Source organism: Pimelobacter simplex (genome assembly GCF_900114845.1).
Classification (GTDB): domain Bacteria; phylum Actinomycetota; class Actinomycetes; order Propionibacteriales; family Nocardioidaceae; genus Nocardioides; species Nocardioides simplex.
On sequence record NZ_FOUK01000002.1, the window covers coordinates 764,066 to 785,314 of the forward strand.

The window sequence follows — 21,249 nt, forward strand, 5'->3', positions numbered from 1 at the left end:
CGCCGGTCGACCGGCGAAACTGGCGCCACCGAGGAGTCCCCGTGCACGACCTGCTCGACCCGCTGCAGAACCCGGTGACGTACGCCGTCCCCTTCTTCGTGCTGAGCATCCTCGTCGAGCTCGCGGCCCTCAAGTGGCTCGACCACGACGGCAACGTCACCGGCTACGCGCTGAAGGATGCGCGCACCTCGATCACGATGGGGATCGGCTCGATCTTCTTCCTCACCGTCTTCAAGGTCGGCACCTTCGTCGTCTACTCGGCCATCTCCACCCACCTCGCGCCGTTCCACCTGCCCACCGACACCTGGTGGTACTGGGTGCTGCTCATCGTCGGTCTCGACCTCGCCTACTACGGCAACCACCGCTTCGTGCACCGGGTCAGCATCGGCTGGGCGGCCCACCAGGCGCACCACTCCAGCGAGTACATGAACTTCGCGACCGCGCTGCGCCAGAAGTGGAACCCCTGGTTCGAGTTCTTCTTCTGGCTGCCGCTGCCGTTCCTCGGCTTCGCGCCGTGGACGCTGTACGTCGCCTTCTCGATCAACCTCGTCTACCAGTTCTTCGTGCACACCGAGACGATCGACCGCCTCCCCCGCCCGGTCGAGCTGGTCTTCAACACGCCCTCGCACCACCGCGTGCACCACGGCTCGGACCCGGAGTACCTCGACAGGAACTACGCCGGCATCCTCATCGTCTGGGACCGGCTGTTCGGCACCTTCCAGCCCGAGCGGCAGCGGCCGACGTACGGGCTGACCAAGCCGGTCGAGACCTTCAACCTGATCACGCTCGAGTACGGCGACTACGCCGCCATCGCGCGCAACGTCCGGCGCGCGGCGAGCTGGCGGGAGCGGCTGGGCTACGTCTTCGGGCCGCCGGGCTGGGCGCCCGCGCGGCGGGACGAGACGCTCAGCGCCGCAGGTGGCGACTGAGGTCGCCGGTCAGGTCGACCGACATCGCCCGGGTGCCGAACCACCACTCCCCCTCGACGCGGTGGAAGTCGTCGCGGTAGCGGCCCACGATGATCGGCTGCAGCGCGAACCCCTCGGTCGCCTGCATCACGGTGTACGACGCCGTGCCGGTCGCGGTCCCCGCGGCCTCGTCGACGTCGATGCTCACGTTGGTCGTGAGGTGCCGGGTGCGGGGCGTGCCGTCGTCGTACAGGATCACGAGGGAGCGGTAGAACGCCTCGACCGCCGTGCTGCCCTCGGCCAGGGTGAGCGAACCGTCCGGGCTGTCCTGGGCGATCCGGCCATGGGCGAAGAGCGCGCCGAGCGCGGCCAGGTCGCCGGCGTCGATGGCGTCGGCATAGCGGAACAGCAGCCGCTCGACGGCGCGCTCGGGCGTGCTCACGCGTCGAGGCCGAGCTCGCCCATCCGCGCCATGTGGCGCTCGGTGAGCCGGGTGAACATCCGGCCCATCGCGGCGAGGTCGAGGCCGGGCCGGTCGACACCGCCGGCGAGCAGCGCGGTGAGCGCGTCCCGGTCGGCCGCCACCCGCTGCGCCTGGGTGAGCGCCTCGCCCATCAGCCGGCGTCCCCACAGGGCGAGCCGGCCGCCGAGGCGGCTGTCGTCGGCGATCGCGGCGCGCACCCGGTCGACGACGAACGTCGCGTGGCTGCCCTCCTCCATCGAGGACACGACCAGGTCGCGGGTCTCGGGGTCGAGGTAGGCCGCGATCTCGCGGTAGAAGTCGTTGGCGAGGCCGTCGCCGACGTACGCCTTGACCAGACCCTCGTGCCAGTCGGCCGGGGCGGTGTGGCGGTGGAACTCGTCGAGGGGCTCGCGGAACGGCGCCATCGCCTCGAAGGGGTCGGCGCCGAGCGCGCGGAGCCGGTCGTGCAGGGCGTGGACCTTGGTGAGCTCGCCGCTCGCCATCGTCGCCAGGTCGACCTTGTCGGCCAGGCTCGGCGCGAGCTTGGCGTCCTCGGCGAGCCGCTCGAAGGCCGAGATCTCGCCGTACGCGATGGCGCCGAGGAGGTCGACGACCGCCTCGCGGTAGAGCGGGTCGGCGTCGGCGGACGCGGCGGATTCAGCCATGCGCGCAGCGTACAAGTACCATGGGTCACAGCGAGAGCCAGTCCGTGCCCCCGGAAGACGGGAGCCAGAGCCGGCCCGCCCGGGCAACCTGCCCACGTATGTGCGCGGCTGAGTGTGAATCAGCCGCATTGATTCTGGCGCCACGCCGACCGGCTGACGACACTCACGAAAGCGACACGACACTGACTTCCACGCAGAACACCACTGAGACCACCACGCCCAGCTTCCGCGACCTCGGGGTCATGCCCCAGATCTGCGACGCGCTCGACCGGGCCGGCATCACGCACCCGTTCGCGATCCAGGAGATGACCCTCTCCGTCGCGCTGCTCGGCACCGACCTGATCGGTCAGGCCCGCACGGGCACCGGCAAGACCCTGGCCTTCGGCATCCCGGTGCTGCAGCGCAGCGTCGCGCCGTCCGACCCCGACTACTCCGAGATCCCGCAGGGCAAGCCGCAGGCGCTCATCGTGGCGCCGACCCGCGAGCTCGCCATCCAGGTCTCCGGCGACCTCGAGCTGGCCGGCAAGGACCGCGGCCTGCGCGTCCTGACCATCTACGGCGGCGTCGGCTACGAGCCGCAGATCGAGGCGCTCGAGACGGGCGTCGACATCGTCGTCGGCACGCCGGGCCGCCTCATCGACCTTGCCAACCGCAAGGTCCTCGACCTGTCCCACGTCCACGCGCTCGTGCTGGACGAGGCCGACGAGATGCTCGACCTCGGCTTCCTGCCCGATGTCGAGAAGCTGCTCCGGCTCACGCCCGAGACCCGCCAGACCATGCTGTTCTCGGCGACCATGCCGGCCGCGATCGTCTCGCTGGCCCGGATGCACATGCGGCACCCGATGAACATCCGCGCCGAGTCGTCGTACGAGAACGCGACGGTGCCGGCCACCGCGCAGTTCATCTACCTCGCCCACGACCTCGACAAGCCGGAGATCATCGGCCGCCTGCTGCAGGCCGAGGACGCCGACAAGATGATCGTCTTCACCCGCACCAAGCGGCAGGCCCAGCGCGTCGCCGACGACCTGGTCGAGCGCGGCTTCAAGGCCAGCCCCCTGCACGGCGACATGGCGCAGGTGGCGCGCGAGAAGGCGCTGACGAAGTTCCGCGAGGACAAGATCAAGGTCCTCGTCGCGACCGACGTCGCGGCCCGCGGCATCGACGTCTCCGGCGTCAGCCACGTGGTCAACTACACCTGCCCCGAGGACGACAAGACCTACGTCCACCGGATCGGCCGCACCGGCCGCGCCGGCGCCTCGGGCATCGCGATCACGCTGGTCGACGCGACCGACGTGCACCGCTGGAAGATGATCAACAAGGCGCTCGACCTGCCCTTCGACGAGCCGCTCGAGACCTACTCGACCTCCGAGCACCTCTTCCACGACCAGGGCATCGCCCCCGGGACCAAGGGCCGGATCGTGCCCCCGGCCCCGCCGGCGCCGCGCGCCGACCGTGGCGACCGGGGCGAGCGTGGCGAGCGCTCCGAGCGCCCGGCCCGCAACCGCGACCGGACCCGCACGCGCACCCGCACCCGGGGCGGCCAGCCGGTCGAGTCCGCCGCGTCGACCGCGTCGACCGCATCGACCGCGACGGAGGCGGCCCTGGCAGCCGACGGCGGCACCGAGGCGCCCCGGCGTCGCCGGCGTCGCCGCAGCGGCGGTGGCGGTGGCGGCGGCGCGAAGCCGGCCACCGACGCCTGAGCAGGCACCAGCACGCAGGAGCCCCCGGTCCGCCGGGGGCTCCGGTGCTTTTCAGGCGGTGACGACGACCTTCGTGCCGATCGGCGCGAAGTCCCACAGCGCGATGGCGTTGCCGCGCTCCTGGCGGATGCACCCGTGCGAGCGCGGCGACCCGAGCTGGGCGAGGGTCTGGACCGGCTTGCCGTCGTCGACCGGGATGGTGTGGAAGCCGATCGCGGCGCCCTGGGTGCCCTGGGTGAAGCGGACGAAGTACTCCATCGTGCCGGAGTCGTCGATCCCGATGGCGTTGCGGCTGCGGGAGTAGACCGCGTAGGTGCCGGGCTGGAGGTTGTCGGTGACGCTGCCCGAGACCAGGTAGGTGCGGACCACCTTGCCGGCGCCGTCGACCAGCCAGACCCGCTGCCGGCCCTCGCTGAACACGATCCGCCGCCCGGTGCCGGAGCCCGCAGGCAGGGAGGTGGTCTCGCTCAGCGCGGCGATCTCGCCGCCGCCGGCGTCGACGAGCCCCGGCGTGGAGGTCGTACGACGGGCGTCGGAGCGCGCCGGAGCCTGCTCGCCGTCGGTGCGCTGGGCCGGGGGCGCGATCGCGCCCGAGGCACCCGTGGCGTCGACGGCGCGGGCGCCGTCGGGACCGGAGGGCAGCAGCCCGAAGCCGCCGGCCACGGTGAGCCCGGTGACGGCGAGGGCGGCGCCGAAGGCGGTGATCCGTCCGTAGCGGGGCCGGACGGCGGTCGCCCGGCGGCGCCCGGCCGGCTCGGCGCGACGGCGTCCCGGCGGCGGGGCCTTGCGGCGACCGACCTCGGCCCGGCGGCGTCCTGCTGGCTGGCTCACGTCAGCGCGCCGCCCGGGCGATCAGGGAGCCGGCGACCTCGCGGTAGGCCTCGGCGCCCTTGCTGGTGCGGCTGGTCGCGAGGATCGAGCGGCCCGCGGCAGGCGCCTCCGCGAACTTGATGGTCTTGGGGATCGGCGGCTCGACGACCTCGAGGTCGTAGGTCTCGGAGATCGTGTCGAGCACCGCGCGGGCGTGGTTGGTCCGGCCGTCGTACAGCGTCGGGAGCACGCCCCACACCGCGAGGTCGCGGTTGGTGAAGCGGCGGACGTCGTGCACGGTGTCGAGCAGCTGGCCCACCCCGCGGTGCGAGAGCGTCTCGCACTGCAGCGGGATGAGGACGCCCTGGGCGGCGGTGAGCGCCGCGACCGTGAGCACGCCGAGCGAGGGCGGGCAGTCGAGCAGCACCCAGTCGTAGTGGGTGCCGGCGGCCTGGAGGTCCTCCATGACCCCGCGCAGGACGTGCTCGCGGCCGGTGCGGGTGAGCAGGTCGGCCTCGGCGCGGGCGAGCTCGATCGTCGCGGGGAGGAGGTCGACGCCGTCGTCGGTGGCGATGATCGTCTCGGCGACGTCGGTCCCCTTGGTGAGCACGTGGTGGATCGAGAGCTCGAGGTCCTCGGGGTCGATGCCGAGCGAGAACGTCAGGCAGGCCTGGGGGTCGAGGTCGACGAGCAGCACCGACTGACCTCGCTCGGCCAGCGCGGCGCCGATGGAGGCGACGCTGGTGGTCTTCGCGACGCCGCCCTTCTGGTTGGCGACCGCGAGGATGACGGGGGGAGCCGGCTCGCTGTTCATCGGGGTCCATCATGCCGGACGCGGGCACGTCAGGGGGGCGACACCCGGGGGTCGGCTGGTTGACTGTCGGACATGCCCACCGCACTCGTGACCGGCGCCACCGCCGGCATCGGCCTGGAGTTCGCCCGCCAGCTCGCCGCCTGCGGCGACGACCTCGTGCTCGTGGCCCGCGACCGGGAGCGGCTCGCGACGGTCGCCGAGGACCTGCGGACGTCGTACGGGGTCGCGGTCGAGGTGCTCCCCGCCGACCTGACCTCGCTCGACGAGCTCGCCGCGGTCGAGACCCGGGTGGCCGACCGCGAGCGCCCGGTCGACCTGCTCGTCAACAACGCGGGCTTCGGGCTCAAGGAGCGCTTCCTCGACAACCCGATCGACGTCGAGCAGGCCCAGCAGGACGTGCTGGTCCGCGCCGTCCTGCGGCTGACCCACGCCGCTCTCGGCGGCATGGTCGAGCGCGGCCGCGGTGGCGTCGTCAACGTGTCGAGCGTGGCGGCCTTCCTCCCCCGCGGCACCTACAGCGCAGCCAAGGCGTGGGTGAACTCGTTCAGCGCCTGGGCCCACGCCGAGTACGCCGACCGCGGCGTGACCGTGATGGCCCTGTGCCCGGGCTTCGTGAGGACCGAGTTCCACGAGCGGCTCGGCATCGACCGCGACGCGTCGGCCCCCAAGGTGCTGTGGCTCGAGGCCGACCGGCTGGTCCGCGAGGCACTCGCCGACCTCGACAAGGGCCGCGCCATGTCGATCCCGTCGAAGCGCTACAAGGCGATCGTCGCCGGCAGCCGCGTCGTCCCCCGCGGCGCGCTGCAGCGCCTGCAGTCCCTCGGCCGCAAGTAACCCCCGCGAAGTAGCGCGTTCCGGCGCACGAAGGAGCAAGAACCGGCGGTCGAGGGTTGCGCTCTCGACCGCCGGAACGTGCTACTTCGTGCGCCGGAACGTGCCCCTTCGTCAGCCTTCGCCGGCGATGAAGGCGCGGACGGCGTCGGCGACGAGCTGGACGGCGATGGCCGAGAGCAGCAGGCCGGCGATCCGGGTGACGAGGAGGACGCCGCCCTCGCGGATCAGGCGCAGGATCGGCAGCGAGTAGCGCATGGCGGCCCACAGCGCGAGGTGGACGGCGATCACGCCGAGCGCGACGGACAGGCCGCTGGACCAGTCGTCGACCTGCTGGACGAACAGCATCGTGGCGACGATCGCGCCCGGGCCGGCGAGGAGCGGCGTGCCGAGCGGGACGAGGGCGATGTTGGCGTCGGCGGAGGCGGTCATCTCCTCCTCCTTGCCGGTGAGCAGCTCGAGCGCGACAAGGAGGAGCAGCAGGCCGCCGGCGCACTGGAGCGCGGGCAGCGAGATGTGCAGGTAGTCGAGGACCTGCTGGCCGAAGAGCGCGAACAGCGTGATCACCAGGAACGACACCGCCACCGCCTGCCACGCCGCGCGCTTGGCCGTGGCGTGGCTGCGGCCGGCGGTGAGGGACAGGAAGATCGGCACGGTGCCGACGGGGTCCATGATCACGAAGAGGGTCACGAAGACCTCGACCAGGAGGACGTGCTCGATCATCGGAGCTCCTTGCCCGCCGGGCCGGCCAGCGTGGTGGGTGAGCCGAGCGCGGCGGCGCGGTCGAGGATCCGGCGCAGCTGGTCGGGAGCGGTGGTCTCGACGCCGAGGTCGTGGCCGTTCTTGCCGGCGCCGTGGTGGTCGCTGGAGCCGGTGACCACCAGCCCCAGCCGGACGGCGATCGCGCGCAGCGCGGCCCGGGCGGCGGCGTCGTGGTCGAGGTGGTCGACCTCGATCCCGGCCAGGCCCGCGTCGGCCAGGGTCGTGAACGCCGCCTCGTCGAGGACGTCGGCCGAGCCCCGCCCCCACGGGTGCGCGACGACGGCGACGCCGCGGGCGGAGTCGACCCGGGCGAGCATGTCGAGCAGGTCGGCGGAGTAGCGGTCGACGTACGCCGGTCCGCCGTCGGACAGGTAGCGGGCGAACGCCTCGTCCCGGTCGCCGACGACGCCGAGCCGGACGAGCAGGTCGGCCAGGTGCGGGCGGCCGGTGACCTGGTTGCCCGGGCTGACCGCGGCGAGCGCCTCCTCGGTCGCGGGGATGCCGAGCTCGCGCAGCCGCGCGAGCATGGCGGGCACCCGGTCGGCGCGGCCGGCGACGATCCGGGCGAGCTCGTCCTGCAGGCCCGGGTCGGCGGCGTCGGGGAGGTAGACGAGCAGGTGCACGCCGGCGCCGCGGAAGCGGGTGCTGACCTCGATGCCGCGGACCAGGCCGATGCCCACCTCGACGGCGGCCGCAGCCGCCTCGTCCCACCCGGCGGTGGTGTCGTGGTCGGTCAGGGCGACGACCTCGAGCCCGGCGGCAGCCGCCGCCCGGACCAGCGCCGCGGGCGGCTCGGTGCCGTCGCTGACGCTGGAGTGGGTGTGGAGGTCGATCGTCACCGTACGAGGTTAGTGCTCCCGCCCGGTGCCCGTCAGGCGGCCACGCGCTCCCGCTCGGCGCGCTCGCCGTGCTCGGCCGCGACCCGCTCCGGCAGGGTGAGCGGCGTGCTGGCGTCCCGCGTCTTCGGGGTGACCAGGTAGGCGACCAGCACCGCGGCACCGATCCGCGGCAGCTCGGTCAGGGAGCGGTAGGTGAGGTGCAGCGCCTCGCAGCGCGGGGAGAACTTGGCCTTGAAGGCGTGCAGCGACGAGAAGCCGTAGAGCGGCTCGAGCAGGCGCGCCGAGCGCTCCAGGCCGCGCTGCAGCCAGCCGTCGGGCTCCCCCTCGCTCCGCGCCAGCGGCGCCGCCGAGAGCGAGACCACGCGGGCTCCCTCGGCCCGGAAGGCCAGGCAGGACTCGGCGATGAGGAACTCGATCGCCGGCCGGAAGCCGTCGTCCGGGCGGCGCATCAGGTCGAGCGTCCACCCCTCGATGCGGCCCTGCCCGCCGTGGACCGGCAGCCACGAGAGGAAGCCGTGCACCCGGTCGTCGGCGTCGAGGGCCAGGGCGACCCGCACCCGCGGGTCCATGGCGTGGTCGACGCCGCCGAGGGTGAAGCCGAGCTCGGGGGTGCGCTGGCGGCGCAGCCAGCCGGCGCTGATCTCGCGCACCTGGGCGGCGATGCGCGGGTCGGCGTCCGCGAGGACGACGAGCTCGAACCGGATGCCGTCGCGGGCCGCCCGGTTGCGGGCCGTGCGCACGTCCTGCCAGCGCTTGCCGCGGAACTCCAGGTCGGGCAGGTCGAGCAGCGTGTCCTCGCCGATCTGCAGGCTGCGGCCGCCGACCGCGCGGGCCACCGGACCGGTCACCGCGAAGTGGCTGGGCACGAGGTGCTCGTCGGCGCAGAAGGCGGCGAACTCCCCCGCGGCACGGACCCGCCAGTCCGGCGTGCCGATCGGGTCGCCGAGGGCCAGGGCCACACCGAGGTGCCGGCGGTACGCGATGTAGCCCTCGCCGCGCGGGTCGTAGAAGTAGCGGACGCCGGGCCAGGTGGTCATCCACGACAGCGTGCCGCCGCCGTCGCGGCGCAGGTGCTCGACCGCCCGGTCCCGGTTGACGACGGGCCCGCGGCGCGGGCCGATCGCGGTGCCGATCAGCAGGCCCGCGCCGACGGCGACCAGGTGGACGACGTCGGCGAGGTGCCCGACCAGGAGCACGGAGAGCACGACATAGCCGACCAGGCCGACCCGGGTGACCCGGCGCGCGACCGTGCCGAGGAAGGCGGTCATCACCGCGCCGAGCGCGAGCGCGCCGCCCGACGGCCCGACGTCGCGGGCGTGCTGCAACGAGTCCGGGCCGAGTGCCAGCACGAGCAGGCTGGCCACCACCACGCTGCCGACCTGGGTCACCAGCCAGAGCAGTGCCGTGCGCAGCGTCCCGAGCCGGCGCTCGGCGAACCCGGCGCACAGCCCGAAGCTGAGCAGCACCGGCACGTAGCACCACGGGGAGATCGCCAGCAGCGGGCCGGTCAGCAGCGTCCACCAGTGGCCGGACGCGAGCGCGTCCGGCCCGTAGGCCAGGGCACGGCCCCAGCCGTGGTCGAGGACGTCGCCGGTGGCGGCGCCGGTCGCGATGCCGACGATGACGAGCAGCAGGAGGCCGGCGATCGTGAACGGCCGGCGGCGGACGGAGGACTCGGTGGCTGGCATGTCGTCCAGCCTCGTCGTGCCGGGCCGTCGTGTCAGTGGAGCACGGGCCCGACTCGGGGTAGTGCCCGCACCACCATCTGCAGGTGGGGCGACGACCTCAGAGCTCGGCGAGCACCACGACCCGGTCGCCCGGCGCGACGGTGATCCGCTCCGACTTCGGCGGGTTGACGACGACGCCGAAGCGCGAGCCGGCCTCGGCCAGCGCCGGCGACGAGAAGCCGATGGCGGTCTCGCCCCGGCGCGCGGCCGCGGCGACGACGGTCGCCCAGGCGACCTCGCGGCCCGGGTGGACGTACCCCTCGGCGGGGCGCAGGTAGATCTCGCTGCCCTCGGCCTGGAGCAGGTCGTGGAAGACCGGCTCGATCCGGGCGTCCTCGGAGAGCTGGGTGACGATGAGGCTGACGATCTCGCCGCTGACGACGACGTCGTCGATGTCGGCGACCTGGGCGAGCACTCGGTTGCGGTCGTCCATCATCTCGCTGATCACCGGCGTGCTGCTGTCCGAGGTGGCGAGGATGTCGCGCACGTGGAGCAGGGTGACGAGCGTCGTCGCGTCGGCGGCCTCGGCATCGAGGTCGTCGGAGTAGCAGAGCACGATCACCTGGTCGCAGTCCGCGGGGACGTGCTCGTCGAGCACCGCGCGGCGGGTGGTGCCGGCCTGGACGACGGTGACGGCCAGGTGCTGCGTCGGCGGGACGACGGGCGTGCCGTGCTCGGTCACCACGGTCAGGGTCGAGCCCGGCGCGGCGTACCGGTCGAGCTCGCTGAGGATGATCGGGGCCCGCTCGTTCCAGCCGAGCACCACTGCATGGGTGGCGTGGAGCTCCTCGACGGGCGCCTCGGCGACAGCCGCGAGGTCGGCGACGGCGGTGGAGCGCGGGGCGTCGCCCAGGATCGAGTCGTCCTCGGCGACGACGACCAGCGCGCGGGAGCCGATGACCGTGTCCGCGGGCGGGTTGAGCCGGACGGCGCCGCCCTCGACGACGCCGATCACGCTGAGCGTCTCGTAGTGCAGCAGCGCGTCGGCGTAGGTCGACGTGGCGAGCGGGTGGTCCTCGACGAAGTAGATCTCGTCGCCGTCGTAGTCGAAGAGCTCGCGGTACACGGCGGCGGCGCCGGACTGCCGCGAGGTCTGCACGACCAGCTTGGCGACGGTCTCGCGGATGTCGAGGAGGGACAGGCCCCCGGGCCGGTCGCGCCCGATCAGGCGGGCCACCTCGAGGTTGGCGGGGTCGCGCAGCTGCGCGACGACGCGCGGACCGGCGTCGGTGCCCAGCGTCGAGCGCAGGGCGAGGAGCGACTTGACGACCTCGCGGTCGGGGTCGAAGCTCGCCCGGTCGCGACCACCGGCGTCGGGCGAGAGCAGCACGACCGAGCGGGCGGCGCGCGGGCTGACGATCGCCAGGTCGTCGAGGTCGGCCGGCGAGCCCGACCGGCACACGACCCGGGTGCCGCGCAGCGCGCCGACCTTGGCCCGGATCTCCTCCTCCATCTCGACCTTGTCGCGGTCGGCGAGCACCGCGACGACGGGACGCCGGCGGCTCTCGTTGGCGATGGTGAGCTCGCTGATCACGGTGAAGATCGAGTCCGACCAGCCCAGGATCACCGTGTGGTCCGACTCCAGGACGACGGAGCGGCCGCGGCGCAGCTCGGCGATCCGGGCGTCGATGCCGGCCGCGATGACGCCGATGAGCGCGCTGACGATGAAGAGGCCGGCCACGGTGAGCACCAGCATCGTGACGATGAAGCTCCAGCGGGCGCCCGTGTCGCCGGCGACCGTGCCGGGGTCGAGCGCGTGGAGCAGCGCCTGGAAGGCCGCCTCCCAGAAGCCGATGTGCTGCTCGCGCATCCCGGTGACGATGTCGATGACAGCGAAGACGACCACGAGCAGCACGGTGACGACGAACAGCCAGGCCACCAGCGCGGGCGTGCCGCGGGACATCGTGTTGTCGAAGGCGTACCGGAGGCGGGCCCGCAGGCCGACCGCGGGCGGCCCCGGGCGGACCGTCGTCCCGGTGCGCTGCTGCCCGATCGCCTCCGCCGTACGACGCCGCAGGGTCTGCGCGTTGCGTGCCATGGTGTCCTCCTCGTCCCGACGGAGGATCGTCCCGCATCCGGACCGCTCCGCGCGCCCGAACGCCGGAATCGGCCTCACCAGGAGGGGGCGGGCCCTCCGAACGGCAGGGCGACCAGCTGGGGGCCGGTCGCGGAGACATCGCGCAGGATCCAGTCGTCGCGCAGCAGCAGGATCGCCGAGGCCGGCCGCAGCACCAGCCACAGCCAGCGCCCGCCCGCCTCGCCCGCGAGCACCGAGCGGTCCCACTCCCCCGGCGAGGTGCTGACCGAGACCGGCCAGAGGCCGACGGGGTACTGGTCGACGCGGACCCGGACCGGCGCCGGCCCGTCGCCGACCTCGCGGCCGGGGTCGAGGGGGTCGGTCCCCTCGGCGGCGCCGAGGCCCGCGACCCGGGCGCCGAAGCCGGTGCCCGGCTCCTCGCTGATCACCATGACGTCGACCGGGCCGTCGAGCTGGCTGGTGCCGGCCACGCAGGTCATCGTGGCGCGCGGGAACTCCCCCTCGGCGACCACGGCAGCGAAGTCGCTGACCGCCCAGCCCGGCCCGAGCGGCCAGGGCAGGTACGTCGGGAACCGGCCCACCCGCAGCAGGTGCCCCGCGAACGCCTCGTACGACGACGTGGTGGGCCGCCACAGCGGGACGACCACGCCGTGCTCGGGGCAGGACCACAGCCCGTTGCCGACCTCGGCCACGGGCGCGGGGCAGCGCGGGCACTCGGTCCGCACCGCGACGTCTCCGGCGCCCTCTCCCGGCGCGGGCTCATCGGTCGGCATGACCGACACCGTCCTGCGCGCGGGCTCGTTCGTCAAGCATCACGCGTTCCACCTCACCAGCACCGGCGTCTCGCGCTCACGTCCCAGCGTCGACACGGTCGCGGTGTCGAGCCGGTAGCTGCGACCGCCGGCGACGGGCTGCCCGAGCCAGCGCGCGGCGAGGGCGCGCAGGACGTGGCCGTGCGCGAAGAGCAGCACCGGCCCCGCGGCCTCGGCGGCCCGGATCCGCTCGACGACGCGGTCGCAGCGGGCCGCGACGTCGGCCGCGCTCTCGCCGCCGGGGCACGGGTGGGTCCACACGGTCCAGCCCGGCACCTCCTCGCGGATCTGCGCGGTGGTGCGGCCCTCGTAGTCGCCGTAGCGCCACTCGAGGAGGTCGTCGGTGATCTCGGCATCGGGGAAGCCGGCGAGCTCGGCGGTGCGGCGGGCGCGCTTGAGGGGACTCGTCAGCACCAGGGAGTACGACGGCCCCGCCAGGCGCGCGGGCAGCCCGCGGGCGACGTCCTCGCCCTCGGGGAGCAGCGGCAGGTCGGTGGTCGAGGTGTGCCGCCCCGAGACGCTCCACTCGGTCGCCCCGTGCCGGACCAGAAAGGCGGAATCGGCCATGCGGACATCCTGCCAGCGAGGTGCCCTCGGTGGCAGGATCCGGGCATGCCCCTGTCCCGTCACCGCCTGGCGATCGCGGCCGCGTTCGCCACCCAGGGCTTCGTCTTCATCGGCCTGACCACGCGGCTGCCGGAGATCAAGGACCGCTGGGACCTCTCCGAGCTCGGGATCTCGGGAGTGCTGCTCGCCATCGTCCTACTGGCCGGGGCGGGCTCGGTCGTCGCCGAGAGGCTCGCGGCGCGCACGGCGAGCGCGTCCGTGCTGCGCGCCGGGCTGGTGCTCGTCACGGTCGGCGCCGGGCTGATGCTCGCGGCGCCGGTGTGGGCGGCGTACCTGGCCGGGGTCGCGGTCTACGGCGTCGGGCTGGGCATGGTCGACGCGACCACGAACATGCAGGCGGTGGCGCTCGAGCTGCGCTACGGCCGGCCGATCCTGCCGAGCTTCCACGGCGCGTGGACCTTCGGCGGCCTGCTCGGCGCCGCGCTCACGCTCGCGACCGCGGACGTCGACCTGGCCTGGACCGCCGGCCTCGCCGTGCTCCCCCTGATCGTCGCGGGGGCACGCTTCCTGCCGCGCGACACCGAGACGGCGACCGCGGTGGCGACGGGCTCGACCGCGATCGCCGTGCCCTGGCGCCCGATCCTCATGGTCGGCCTCGGCATGGTCGTCTTCTACATGGTCGACACCGCCGCCCAGACCTGGGGCGCGGTCTACCTCGACGAGGTGGTCGACGCGCCCTCGCGCTTCGTCGCCCTCGCGACGCTCCCCTACCTGGTCGCCAGCCTCGCCGTGCGGATGGCGGGCGACCGCATCGTCCTGCGGTACGGCGCCGTGCCGGTCCTGCGCATCGGGGCCGTCGTTGCCTGCGCCGGGCTCGTCGTGGTCACCGCTGCGCCGACCTGGGGCGTCGCCGTCCTCGGCTTCACGCTCACCGGCGCCGGCATCTCGGTCGTGGCGCCGCTGAGCTTCTCCGCTGCCGCCCGGATCGCCGGCGGCTCGGTCGAGCGGGTCGACGCGGTGATCGCCCGCTTCAACCAGTTCAACTACGTCGGCGGTCTGCTGGGCGCGGTGCTCACCGGCGTCGTGGGCAAGGACGAGCTGCGCTACGGCTTCGTCGTGCCGATGGTGCTCGTGCTCGCGCTGCTGCCGCTGGCGCGCTGGTTCGGCACCGGCCGGCCCGCGGCGCAGACCGAGAGCCCCGAGGTCAGCGCCGAGCGGTAGGCCGGCACACCCGGCACGTCGTCAGGTGGGCGTTGTTCTCGCCCACCGGCGTGAGGTCGTCGCGGTGCGCGATGAGAGCGCAGTCGCGCCGGTGCATCGTCGTCCCGTCGCCGGCGACGACGGGGATCGCGCCCACGTCGAGGCCCTGCTCGTCGGTGCGCGCGTTGGTGGCGGTCACCTCGGCGAGCACGAGCAGCGTGTCGGCGAGCCGCTTGGACGACTCGCGCCCGTCGGCGGCGATCCGGGCCAGCCAGGCGCCGAAGTAGAGGAAGCCGCCGACGAAGGTGAGGCCGAGGCCGAGCATGCCGCCGGAGACGACGTACGACATCTGGTCCCACTGGTACGGCGTGTTCGCGGCGCCGTACCAGCCGAGGATGATGACGACGATGCCGAGCGGCAGCATGATCGCGCCCGCCCAGAAGAGCACGACCTGGAGCAGGGCGTAGTAGTTGTCCTTGAGCGGCGCGACGCCGGAGCGGGAGGACGCGTCGCCGACGCGCGGCAGGCTGCTTGCGGTCATGGTCATGCCTTTCGGAGGTCGGGGAGGCCGCTGTCGAGGCCGTGGGAGCAGGACGCGCCGGCACCGAGGGCGAGGACGCCGAGCCGGCGGAACCAGCTGCCGGCGAAGGCGGCGAGGAGGAAGGCGCCGAGGAGGAGCATCCCCGGGATGGAGAACAGCTCGGGCAGCCCGGCACTGGCCGGGGCCGCGTCGGCCAGGTCGGCCACGGGCGCGCCGCCACCGGCCACCGGCGCCGCGCCGACGGGGGCCGGACCGGCCGCGGGCGGGACGCCGACCGAGCCGGCCGCGGGCTTGCCGCCGGAGGCCGCGGGCGGCGTACCGGCGGCGGGCGGTGCCGCCGTGCCGGGTGTCGGGACGTTCGCGATCGGCGGCACCGTGTCGACGTTCGCCGAGGCGACGCCCAGGGTGACCACGATCTTCGGCGCGAGGCTGGACAGGCCGGCCACGACGCCCTTCAGCGGTCCCGCCTGGGCCGGGATCAGCTGCGCCAGGATGTTGGTCGGCAGCAGCTTGAGCACTGGCGCGAGGATCTTGGTGTCGATCGTGATCTTGAGGCCCTCGGACAGGCTCGTCGCGGCGTCGCCGTCGACCTTGCGGACCGGCGCGGGGATCTCGAACTTCACGCCGAGCTTCTCGAGCGCTGCGACCGGCAGCTTGTTGAGCCCCGGGATCGGCGTGGTCTTGCCCGGGGCGCTCACGCCGTCGGGACCGACCGAGAACTCCTGGCCGGCGATCGCCAGCTTGCCCCAGGTCGCCTTGCCGGTGGCCTTGCCCTTCGCCCCGTCGGAGGTGACCCTGGCGACCGACTCGACGCCGCCCAGCGTGATCAGGCCGCCGAGCAGCCGGATCTCGCCGAGCGTCGCACGGGAGGCGCTCTTGACCGGGCCGTCGGCTGCGGACATCGTGCTGCTCGACACGTAGCCGTCGACGTCGACGAGCGCGGCCAGCTCGGGCGGCAGCCCCGGTGCGGCGGTCTTCTTCTGGCCGGCCAGGCCGCCGGTGAGCGCGCCGCTGAGCTGGTCGAGCAGCTGGGTCAGCGGGTTGCCGCCGGCCGGGGCCTTGCCTCCGCCGTCGGCCGCGTCGGGGCCGAGCACGGCGCCGTCGGGCGAGAAGCCCGTCTCGGCGGTCGCCGTCTTGTCGCCGGACGTCGTGCGCATGATCGTGCCGGGGATCTTCTCGTCGCTCTGGGTCGGGGTGTCGCCCGGGAACTGCGAATTGACCTGGACCGGGTAGCCGTTCTCGGTCAGCGGCGTCGAGGGCAGCCCCAGCTGCTCGGCGAACGTCTTCAGGCCCTCGCCGACCGGGTCGCCCGGCCAGAACAGGCTGGCCCGGCCGGTCGACTGGCCCGAGTCGGCCTTGACCTTGCTGTAGCCCATCTCCATCTCGAGCTGCGGGTCCGCCGGGATGGGGAGGCTGGGCTCGTAGACCTCGATCCGGATCGGCGCGGACCACGCCGTCGTCGAGAAGCCGCCGTACGCCGGCGCGGCGGCCGCAGCAGGCGCGGCGGCCGGCCCGGTGGCCATCGGCACCATCGAGGCGACGATGCCTCCGGCGATGAGAAGTCGGTACCGGCTCATGCTGCTCCCCCCAGGATGACGTCGGCCATGGTGTCGAGGATCTCCCCCGGCTCACCGGAGGCCACGATGCGACCGCCGCTCATCACGGCGGCGTAGTCGGCGACCCGCAGCGCGGTGCGGGCGAACTGCTCGATGCAGAGGATGGACACCCCGGACTCGGCGATCCGGGCGACGGTCTCGTAGAGCTCGTCGACGATCAGCGGCGCCAGGCCCATCGACAGCTCGTCGAGGAGCAGCAGCGCCGGGTCGGAGGCGAGCGCCCGCGACATGGCGAGCATCTGCTGCTCGCCGCCCGACATCGTGCCGGCGAGCTGGTGGCGGCGCTCGTGCAGCCGCGGGAAGTAGCTGTAGGCGGTCTCGAGGATCGCCGGCGCCGGCACGCCCGCGTAGGACATCAGGGTGAGGTTCTCCTCGACCGTGAGGTTGGGGAACACCGACCGGCCCTCGGGGATCGTGCAGAGCCCGACCCGGGCGAGCTCGTCGGAGCTCGCCTTGCGGACGTGGACGCCGCCCAGGTGGATGTCGCCCGAGGTGGGGTCCTTCTGGCCGCTGATCACCTTGACCAGGGTCGACTTCCCGGCGCCGTTGGGCCCGAGCAGTGCCATCACGGCACCGCGCGGCACGGCGAGGTCGACGCCGCGCAGCACCTCGATCCGGCCGTACGCCGCGTGGAGGTCGATGACCTCCAGGATGGGCACGCTCATGACGTCACCGCCTCGATCACGCTGGTGTCGGAGTCGCGGCCGGCGTCCGCGTCGTCGTCGGAGTAGCCGAGGTAGGCGCGCTGCACCTTCGGGTCGGACCGGATCGCGGCCGGAGCGCCGGAGGCGATGATCTCGCCGAAGTCGAGGACGTGGATCTCGTCGCACACGCCCATCACGAGGTCCATGTCGTGCTCGACCATGAGCACCGCGCAACCCTCGGCGGCGAGCTCGACGAGCAGCTCGCCGAAGGCGTCGGTCTCGGTCTCGTCGAGGCCGGACGACGGCTCGTCGAGCAGCAGCAGCTTCGGGTCGCTGGCCAGGCAGCGGGCGAGCTCGAGCAGCCGGGCGGTGCCGGTGGGGATCGAGTCGGCGCGCTCGTCGGCGTAGTCGCGGATGCCGACGCGGTCGAGCAGCGCCTCGATGTTGGTCCGCGACCGGCCGAACCAGGCCAGCGGTCCGCCGTGGATCTCGTGCGCGACCCGCACGTTGTCGCGCACGCTGAGCGAGCCGAACGCCTCGAGCCGCTGGAACGTGCGACCCACGCCGTGCTTGGCCCGCTTGTGCACGGGCCACCCGGTCACGTCGCGCTCGCGGTAGCGGACCTTGCCCTTGGTGGGGCGCTGCAGGCCGGTGATCACGTTGAAGCACGTCGTCTTGCCGGCACCGTTGGGGCCGATCAGGCCGGTGATCTGGCCGCGGTCCGCGGTGAAGGTGGCCCGGTTGACGGCGGTCACGCCGCCGAACCGGACGACGACGTCGTCGACCTCGAGCAGGGCCATGGCTCAGACCACCTTCTCGATCACGCGGGCATCGGGACCGGCACCGGCGCCGGGCACGTCGACCAGCGGGACGTCGACCGCCCCGTCGGCGCCGTCGGCGCTGCCGGCGCGCCCACCGCCGCGGGGCAGCAGGCTCTGCAGCCGTTCGTCGAGGCCGGGCGCCACCCGGTCGCCGACCCAGCGGGCCACCTTGAACAGGTGGTTGGCGAGGCCGTTGGGGTCGCGGCCCAGCAGCACCGCGCCGAAGCCGATCACCACGAACATCAGGCCGGCCAGCTGCGGCGACGAGGCCTGCAGCTCGGGCAGCAGCATGAGCGCCGTCCCGCCGAGCAGGGCGCCGGTGACCGAGGTGGCACCGAAGACGACCGCGAGCAGCAGCACGAGCAGGGACTGGAAGTAGAGGAAGTCGGCGGCGCCGACGGTCCCGCGCAGCCCGGCGAACAGGCCACCGGCCAGGCCGGCGATGCCGGCCGAGAGCGCGAACAGGCCGACCCGGAACCAGCGCATGTCGAGGCCGAGCGTGCCGCAGGCCGACGGGCTGTCGCGCATGGCGATGAGGAGCCGGCCGAGCGCGCCGCGGCGCAGCACGAGCAGGGCCAGGGCGAGCAGCACGAACGCCAGCACCATGAACCACACGTAGGAGGTGTCCTTGCCGATCCGCACGCCGAGGATCGAGAGCCGGTCGGCCGCGAGCGTCCCGTTGAACTTGAACGCGAAGTCGGCGTTGAAGACGACCTTGTCCATGAGGACGGCGAACGCCATGGTCGACAGCGCGAGGTAGAGCCCGGTCAGCCGCAGCACCGGCAGCGCGACCAGCGCACCGACCCCGGCGGCGACGAGCGCGGCCATGGCCAGCCCGAACAGGTTGGGCTCGTCGAGCTTGGCGTAGGTGAGCGCACCGACGCCGGCGAAGGTGAACTGGGCGAGGGAGACGTGGCCGCCGTACCCGGTGAGGAGGACGAGGGACAGCATCACCATCGCGTAGGTCGCCGCGACGCCGATGAGCAGCACCTGGTTGGGCGCGACCACGTTGATGACCACGAACGCCACCGCGAGCAGGACGGCGCCCGACCCGAGGGACTTGCGCATCGTCGGCAGCGGCGCGGTGACGATGCCCTTGACCTGGCCGATCCGCAGCTGGGCCTGGGGCATCAGCACGACGATCGCGAACAGGAAGAGCGCCGGGATCACCGGCCGGAAGGAGCTCAGGAAGCCGTCGGTGGGCAGGTAGCCCACCGCGAGCGACTCGAGGATGCCGAGCGCCATCGCGCCGGCGAAGGTCATCGGCAGGCTCTTGAGCCGCCCGAGCATCGCGGCGGCGTACGCGTTGATGACGAGGAGCGTGAGCGCGTAGTAGTCGAGCAGCACGACGGGCGTGAGCAGGATGCCGCCGAGCGCGGCGAGCGAGATGCCGATCGCCCACGACAGCGCCGCGACCCGGTCGGGCTTGCCGCCGAACAGCTTGAGCAGCTCGGGGTTGTCGACCGAGGCCCGCATCGCGGTGCCGATCCGGGTGCGGTTGAGCAGCAGGTAGAGGCCGACCGCGACCCCGACCGCGCACACGAGCGTGATCAGCTGGTGGGCGGTGATGAAGGTGTCGCCCACCTTCCAGCCCGTCCCGGAGTAGAACGGCAGCAGCACCCGCGGCTCCGGCGGCCACAGCTGCTGGGCCAGGCCGATCAGGCCGACGAGCAGGCCGACGGTGACCACGAGCGCCACCGAGACCGGCCCCTCCCCCAGGCCGCGGGTGACGAAGCGCTGGATGAACCAGCCGATCGCGGGCGCCACCACGCCGAGCACCAGGACGAGCGCGAGCCAGGTGGGCACGCCCTGGCGCTGGGTGAAGTCCCAGAAGACGAAGGAGAGCAGCATGCCGAAGGCGCCATGAGCGATGTTGAAGACCCGCGTCGTCGTGTAGGTGAGGACCAGGCCGCTGGCCATGATCGCGTAGGCCGCGCCCGTGAACAGGCCCAGCAGGGTGAAGGCGAAGAGTGATCCCATGACGCGCGCCTAGCCTCCGACTCCGCTGTTGACGACCTTGCCGCACATGTAGTTGCCCGGGGAGACCTGCTGCCACCGGCCGCTCTTGAACTGGATGAGCTTCAGGCAGGGCGGGGTGGCGCCGGCCGCGATGTTCATCGCGGTGTGGGCGCCGTTGCCGGTCCACGAGCTGGTGCTGCGCACCGCAGCGACCAGCGAGGAGCGGCTGAGCCGGCCGCCCAGCGCGATGGCCTTCTCGACGAACAGGCGCGCCGCCGACCACGCGAAGAGCCCGTAGTAGTTGGGGATCGCGCCGGGCTTCACCTGCTGCAGCCACGAGAGGTAGAGCTGCACCTCGGCGTTCTTGGTGTTCTCGAACAGGTCGTTGGGCGAGAAGACGTAGACGCCCTCGGCGACGCTGCCGGCCTGGTCGACGTAGCGCTTGTCGTAGATCGTGGGGTCCTGCAGGTAGAAGTCCGGCTTGAAGCCCTGCTGCTGCATGGCCTGCTGGAGCTTGACCGTGTTCTGGTAGGGCCCGTAGTAGATGACCGCCTTGATCCCCTTGTCCTTCATCTGCTGGACGTAGGGGGCGAAGTTGAACTCGGCGACGTCGATGCCCTGGATGTACTTGGCGTCCCAGCCGGCTGCGCGCTCGAAGCCCGCGGCGAGGCTCTTGGCGTTGACCGGCGCCGCGCCCGCGTTGATGTAGAGGAAGGCGGCGTTCTTGACCGCCGTCGGGTACTTGGTCGCCAGCCACTTCGCGGCCGGGTCGGAGATCAGGTTGGTCTTGATCGAGTAGGCGCCGAAGCACGACTTGCAGGCCTGCCGCTCGGGGTTGACGATCGTCGAGCGCAGGTCGGGGATGCCGCAGCTGCTCGCCGTGGCGGCGCCGCCCGAGTCGAAGGCCGACATCGAGCCGACGGCGGCGAACGCCTGGTCGCACGCCTTGACGTAGGCCTGCTGGTCGGCGCCCGCATCGGCCCGGCTGTCGAGGTTGAGCAGCTCGAGCTTGCGCCCGCAGATCGAGCCCTGGGAGTTGAAGTACTCCACGTAGGCGCGCGTGGCCTGCTGCGCGGACTCGAAGATGCCGGGCACCGGCCCGGAGATGTCGGAGATGTTGGCCAGGGTGATGGTCTTGTCGGTGACGCCCTTCTGGTTCTTGAAGCCGTCGCACGAGCCGGCCTTGACCCCGCCGGACGCCGACCCGTTGCCGGACGCCGGCGACCCCCCAGTGCCGCCGCTGCCCGACCCACCTCCCGTGCTCCCACCGCCCCCGGCGGCACCGCCGCCGGAGCCGCTCGTGCCCCCACCGGTGCCCCCGCCCGCGGCGGCGCCGCCACCGGTGCCGGAGTCGCCCGTGCCCGTCGTCCCGCCGCCGTCACCGGTGCCGGCGGCCGCGCCCGTCGTCCCGCCCTGGTTGCCGGCCTTCGCGACGGTCTGGGGGTCGAGCTGGGACCCGCACGCCGTCAGTGCCAGCAGCACCAGCGCCACGCCGGCCGTGCGGCGCCAGCGGTTCTGACGTCCTCGCATCG

General features: G+C 73.2%; 20 protein-coding genes. 4 read left to right on the forward strand and 16 right to left on the reverse strand.

The features are described 5' to 3' along the window. The first annotated feature begins 41 nt into the window (after positions 1–41). Positions 42–929, forward strand: a complete 888-nt coding sequence (locus BM223_RS11250) for a sterol desaturase family protein (RefSeq protein WP_038677810.1) — start codon at positions 42–44, stop codon at positions 927–929. Here the strand turns inward: BM223_RS11250 and BM223_RS11255 are convergent. Then, positions 907–1,350 carry a nuclear transport factor 2 family protein gene (locus tag BM223_RS11255; protein WP_038677809.1) on the reverse strand — a complete coding sequence of 148 codons (444 nt, stop codon included), beginning with the start codon at positions 1,348–1,350 and terminating at the stop codon, positions 907–909. The two genes, BM223_RS11250 and BM223_RS11255, sit on opposite strands and share 23 nt — an antisense overlap. Next, the gene (locus BM223_RS11260; RefSeq protein ID WP_038677808.1) at positions 1,347–2,036 is read right to left on the reverse strand and encodes a ferritin-like fold-containing protein; all 690 of its coding nucleotides are present in this window, start codon (positions 2,034–2,036) and stop codon (positions 1,347–1,349) included. The genes BM223_RS11255 and BM223_RS11260 overlap by 4 nt, the downstream gene beginning before the upstream one ends. A gap of 242 nt (positions 2,037–2,278) precedes the next feature. Here BM223_RS11260 and BM223_RS11265 point away from each other — a divergent pair, with 242 nt between their 5' ends. After that, entirely contained in the window at positions 2,279–3,736 is a 1,458-nt protein-coding gene (locus tag BM223_RS11265; RefSeq protein ID WP_038677807.1) for a DEAD/DEAH box helicase, read from the forward strand. Between the two features lie 51 nt (positions 3,737–3,787). Here BM223_RS11265 and BM223_RS11270 read toward each other — a convergent pair whose 3' ends face one another. Then, positions 3,788–4,567, reverse strand: a complete 780-nt coding sequence (locus BM223_RS11270) for a L,D-transpeptidase (RefSeq protein WP_052138389.1) — start codon at positions 4,565–4,567, stop codon at positions 3,788–3,790. A gap of 1 nt (position 4,568) precedes the next feature. Beyond that, on the reverse strand, positions 4,569–5,360 hold the full coding sequence (locus BM223_RS11275) for a ParA family protein (protein ID WP_038677806.1): 792 nt from the start codon (positions 5,358–5,360) through the stop codon (positions 4,569–4,571). Between the two features lie 72 nt (positions 5,361–5,432). Between BM223_RS11275 and BM223_RS11280 the strand changes: the two genes are divergently transcribed. Beyond that, positions 5,433–6,194, forward strand: a complete 762-nt coding sequence (locus BM223_RS11280) for an SDR family NAD(P)-dependent oxidoreductase (protein WP_038677805.1) — start codon at positions 5,433–5,435, stop codon at positions 6,192–6,194. Positions 6,195–6,305: 111 nt separating this feature from the next. Here BM223_RS11280 and BM223_RS11285 read toward each other — a convergent pair whose 3' ends face one another. From BM223_RS11285 to BM223_RS11310, 6 genes are all read right to left on the reverse strand, one after another. Beyond that, positions 6,306–6,914 (reverse strand): MarC family protein, encoded by a 609-nt coding sequence (locus BM223_RS11285; RefSeq protein ID WP_038677804.1) that lies wholly within the window; start codon positions 6,912–6,914, stop codon positions 6,306–6,308. After that, positions 6,911–7,792, reverse strand: a complete 882-nt coding sequence (locus BM223_RS11290) for a PHP domain-containing protein (protein ID WP_038677803.1) — start codon at positions 7,790–7,792, stop codon at positions 6,911–6,913. Before BM223_RS11290 ends, BM223_RS11285 begins: the two co-directional genes overlap by 4 nt. 32 nt (positions 7,793–7,824) lie before the next feature. Beyond that, positions 7,825–9,480, reverse strand: a complete 1,656-nt coding sequence (locus tag BM223_RS11295; protein WP_052138388.1) for a bifunctional lysylphosphatidylglycerol flippase/synthetase MprF — start codon at positions 9,478–9,480, stop codon at positions 7,825–7,827. A 97-nt stretch (positions 9,481–9,577) separates the two neighbouring features. Beyond that, positions 9,578–11,557: a CASTOR/POLLUX-related putative ion channel gene (locus BM223_RS11300; RefSeq protein WP_052138387.1), complete on the reverse strand. Its 1,980-nt coding sequence runs from the start codon at positions 11,555–11,557 to the stop codon at positions 9,578–9,580. Positions 11,558–11,631: 74 nt separating this feature from the next. Further along, entirely contained in the window at positions 11,632–12,330 is a 699-nt protein-coding gene (locus tag BM223_RS11305; protein ID WP_235319210.1) for a DUF6758 family protein, read from the reverse strand. 39 nt (positions 12,331–12,369) lie between these two features. After that, positions 12,370–12,936, reverse strand: coding sequence for a histidine phosphatase family protein (locus BM223_RS11310; RefSeq protein ID WP_038677802.1), 567 nt, complete (start codon positions 12,934–12,936; stop codon positions 12,370–12,372). A 45-nt stretch (positions 12,937–12,981) separates the two neighbouring features. Here BM223_RS11310 and BM223_RS11315 point away from each other — a divergent pair, with 45 nt between their 5' ends. Next, a complete protein-coding gene (locus BM223_RS11315) occupies positions 12,982–14,157 on the forward strand; it encodes an MFS transporter (protein WP_038677801.1) in 1,176 nt (391 codons plus the stop codon). On the opposite strand, the gene BM223_RS11320 is transcribed toward BM223_RS11315, so the two are convergent. Genes BM223_RS11320 through BM223_RS11345 form a run of 6 tightly spaced genes read right to left on the reverse strand, consistent with a single transcriptional unit; the run spans position 14,141 to position 21,247 of the window. Beyond that, positions 14,141–14,677, reverse strand: a complete 537-nt coding sequence (locus tag BM223_RS11320) for a hypothetical protein (RefSeq protein ID WP_038677800.1) — start codon at positions 14,675–14,677, stop codon at positions 14,141–14,143. The two genes, BM223_RS11315 and BM223_RS11320, sit on opposite strands and share 17 nt — an antisense overlap. Positions 14,678–14,679: 2 nt before the next feature. After that, positions 14,680–16,254 carry a choice-of-anchor P family protein gene (locus BM223_RS11325; protein WP_038677799.1) on the reverse strand — a complete coding sequence of 525 codons (1,575 nt, stop codon included), beginning with the start codon at positions 16,252–16,254 and terminating at the stop codon, positions 14,680–14,682. After that, positions 16,251–16,958, reverse strand: coding sequence for an ABC transporter ATP-binding protein (locus BM223_RS11330; RefSeq protein WP_038677798.1), 708 nt, complete (start codon positions 16,956–16,958; stop codon positions 16,251–16,253). The genes BM223_RS11325 and BM223_RS11330 overlap by 4 nt, the downstream gene beginning before the upstream one ends. Next, positions 16,955–17,737, reverse strand: a complete 783-nt coding sequence (locus tag BM223_RS11335; RefSeq protein ID WP_052138386.1) for an ABC transporter ATP-binding protein — start codon at positions 17,735–17,737, stop codon at positions 16,955–16,957. Before BM223_RS11335 ends, BM223_RS11330 begins: the two co-directional genes overlap by 4 nt. Positions 17,738–17,740: 3 nt before the next feature. Beyond that, positions 17,741–19,738: a branched-chain amino acid ABC transporter permease gene (locus tag BM223_RS11340; RefSeq protein WP_082003598.1), complete on the reverse strand. Its 1,998-nt coding sequence runs from the start codon at positions 19,736–19,738 to the stop codon at positions 17,741–17,743. A 9-nt stretch (positions 19,739–19,747) separates the two neighbouring features. Continuing rightward, on the reverse strand, positions 19,748–21,247 hold the full coding sequence (locus BM223_RS11345; RefSeq protein WP_141267198.1) for an ABC transporter substrate-binding protein: 1,500 nt from the start codon (positions 21,245–21,247) through the stop codon (positions 19,748–19,750). Positions 21,248–21,249: the final 2 nt, after the last annotated feature.

What these genes read in the sequence shown, in the direction of transcription:
- BM223_RS11320 (WP_038677800.1), bottom strand. Translation starts at nt 14,677, where the DNA reads ATGACCGCAAGCAGCCTGCCGCGCGTCGGCGACGCGTCCTCCCGCTCC.
- BM223_RS11295 (WP_052138388.1), bottom strand. Translation starts at nt 9,480, where the DNA reads ATGCCAGCCACCGAGTCCTCCGTCCGCCGCCGGCCGTTCACGATCGCC.
- BM223_RS11325 (WP_038677799.1), bottom strand. Translation starts at nt 16,254, where the DNA reads ATGAGCCGGTACCGACTTCTCATCGCCGGAGGCATCGTCGCCTCGATG.
- BM223_RS11285 (WP_038677804.1), bottom strand. Translation starts at nt 6,914, where the DNA reads ATGATCGAGCACGTCCTCCTGGTCGAGGTCTTCGTGACCCTCTTCGTG.
- BM223_RS11275 (WP_038677806.1), bottom strand. Translation starts at nt 5,360, where the DNA reads ATGAACAGCGAGCCGGCTCCCCCCGTCATCCTCGCGGTCGCCAACCAG.
- BM223_RS11340 (WP_082003598.1), bottom strand. Translation starts at nt 19,738, where the DNA reads ATGGGATCACTCTTCGCCTTCACCCTGCTGGGCCTGTTCACGGGCGCG.
- BM223_RS11345 (WP_141267198.1), bottom strand. Translation starts at nt 21,247, where the DNA reads ATGCGAGGACGTCAGAACCGCTGGCGCCGCACGGCCGGCGTGGCGCTG.
- BM223_RS11315 (WP_038677801.1), top strand. Translation starts at nt 12,982, where the DNA reads ATGCCCCTGTCCCGTCACCGCCTGGCGATCGCGGCCGCGTTCGCCACC.
- BM223_RS11260 (WP_038677808.1), bottom strand. Translation starts at nt 2,036, where the DNA reads ATGGCTGAATCCGCCGCGTCCGCCGACGCCGACCCGCTCTACCGCGAG.
- BM223_RS11330 (WP_038677798.1), bottom strand. Translation starts at nt 16,958, where the DNA reads ATGAGCGTGCCCATCCTGGAGGTCATCGACCTCCACGCGGCGTACGGC.
- BM223_RS11300 (WP_052138387.1), bottom strand. Translation starts at nt 11,557, where the DNA reads ATGGCACGCAACGCGCAGACCCTGCGGCGTCGTACGGCGGAGGCGATC.
- BM223_RS11265 (WP_038677807.1), top strand. Translation starts at nt 2,279, where the DNA reads ATGCCCCAGATCTGCGACGCGCTCGACCGGGCCGGCATCACGCACCCG.
- BM223_RS11280 (WP_038677805.1), top strand. Translation starts at nt 5,433, where the DNA reads ATGCCCACCGCACTCGTGACCGGCGCCACCGCCGGCATCGGCCTGGAG.
- BM223_RS11335 (WP_052138386.1), bottom strand. Translation starts at nt 17,737, where the DNA reads ATGGCCCTGCTCGAGGTCGACGACGTCGTCGTCCGGTTCGGCGGCGTG.
- BM223_RS11305 (WP_235319210.1), bottom strand. Translation starts at nt 12,330, where the DNA reads ATGCCGACCGATGAGCCCGCGCCGGGAGAGGGCGCCGGAGACGTCGCG.
- BM223_RS11310 (WP_038677802.1), bottom strand. Translation starts at nt 12,936, where the DNA reads ATGGCCGATTCCGCCTTTCTGGTCCGGCACGGGGCGACCGAGTGGAGC.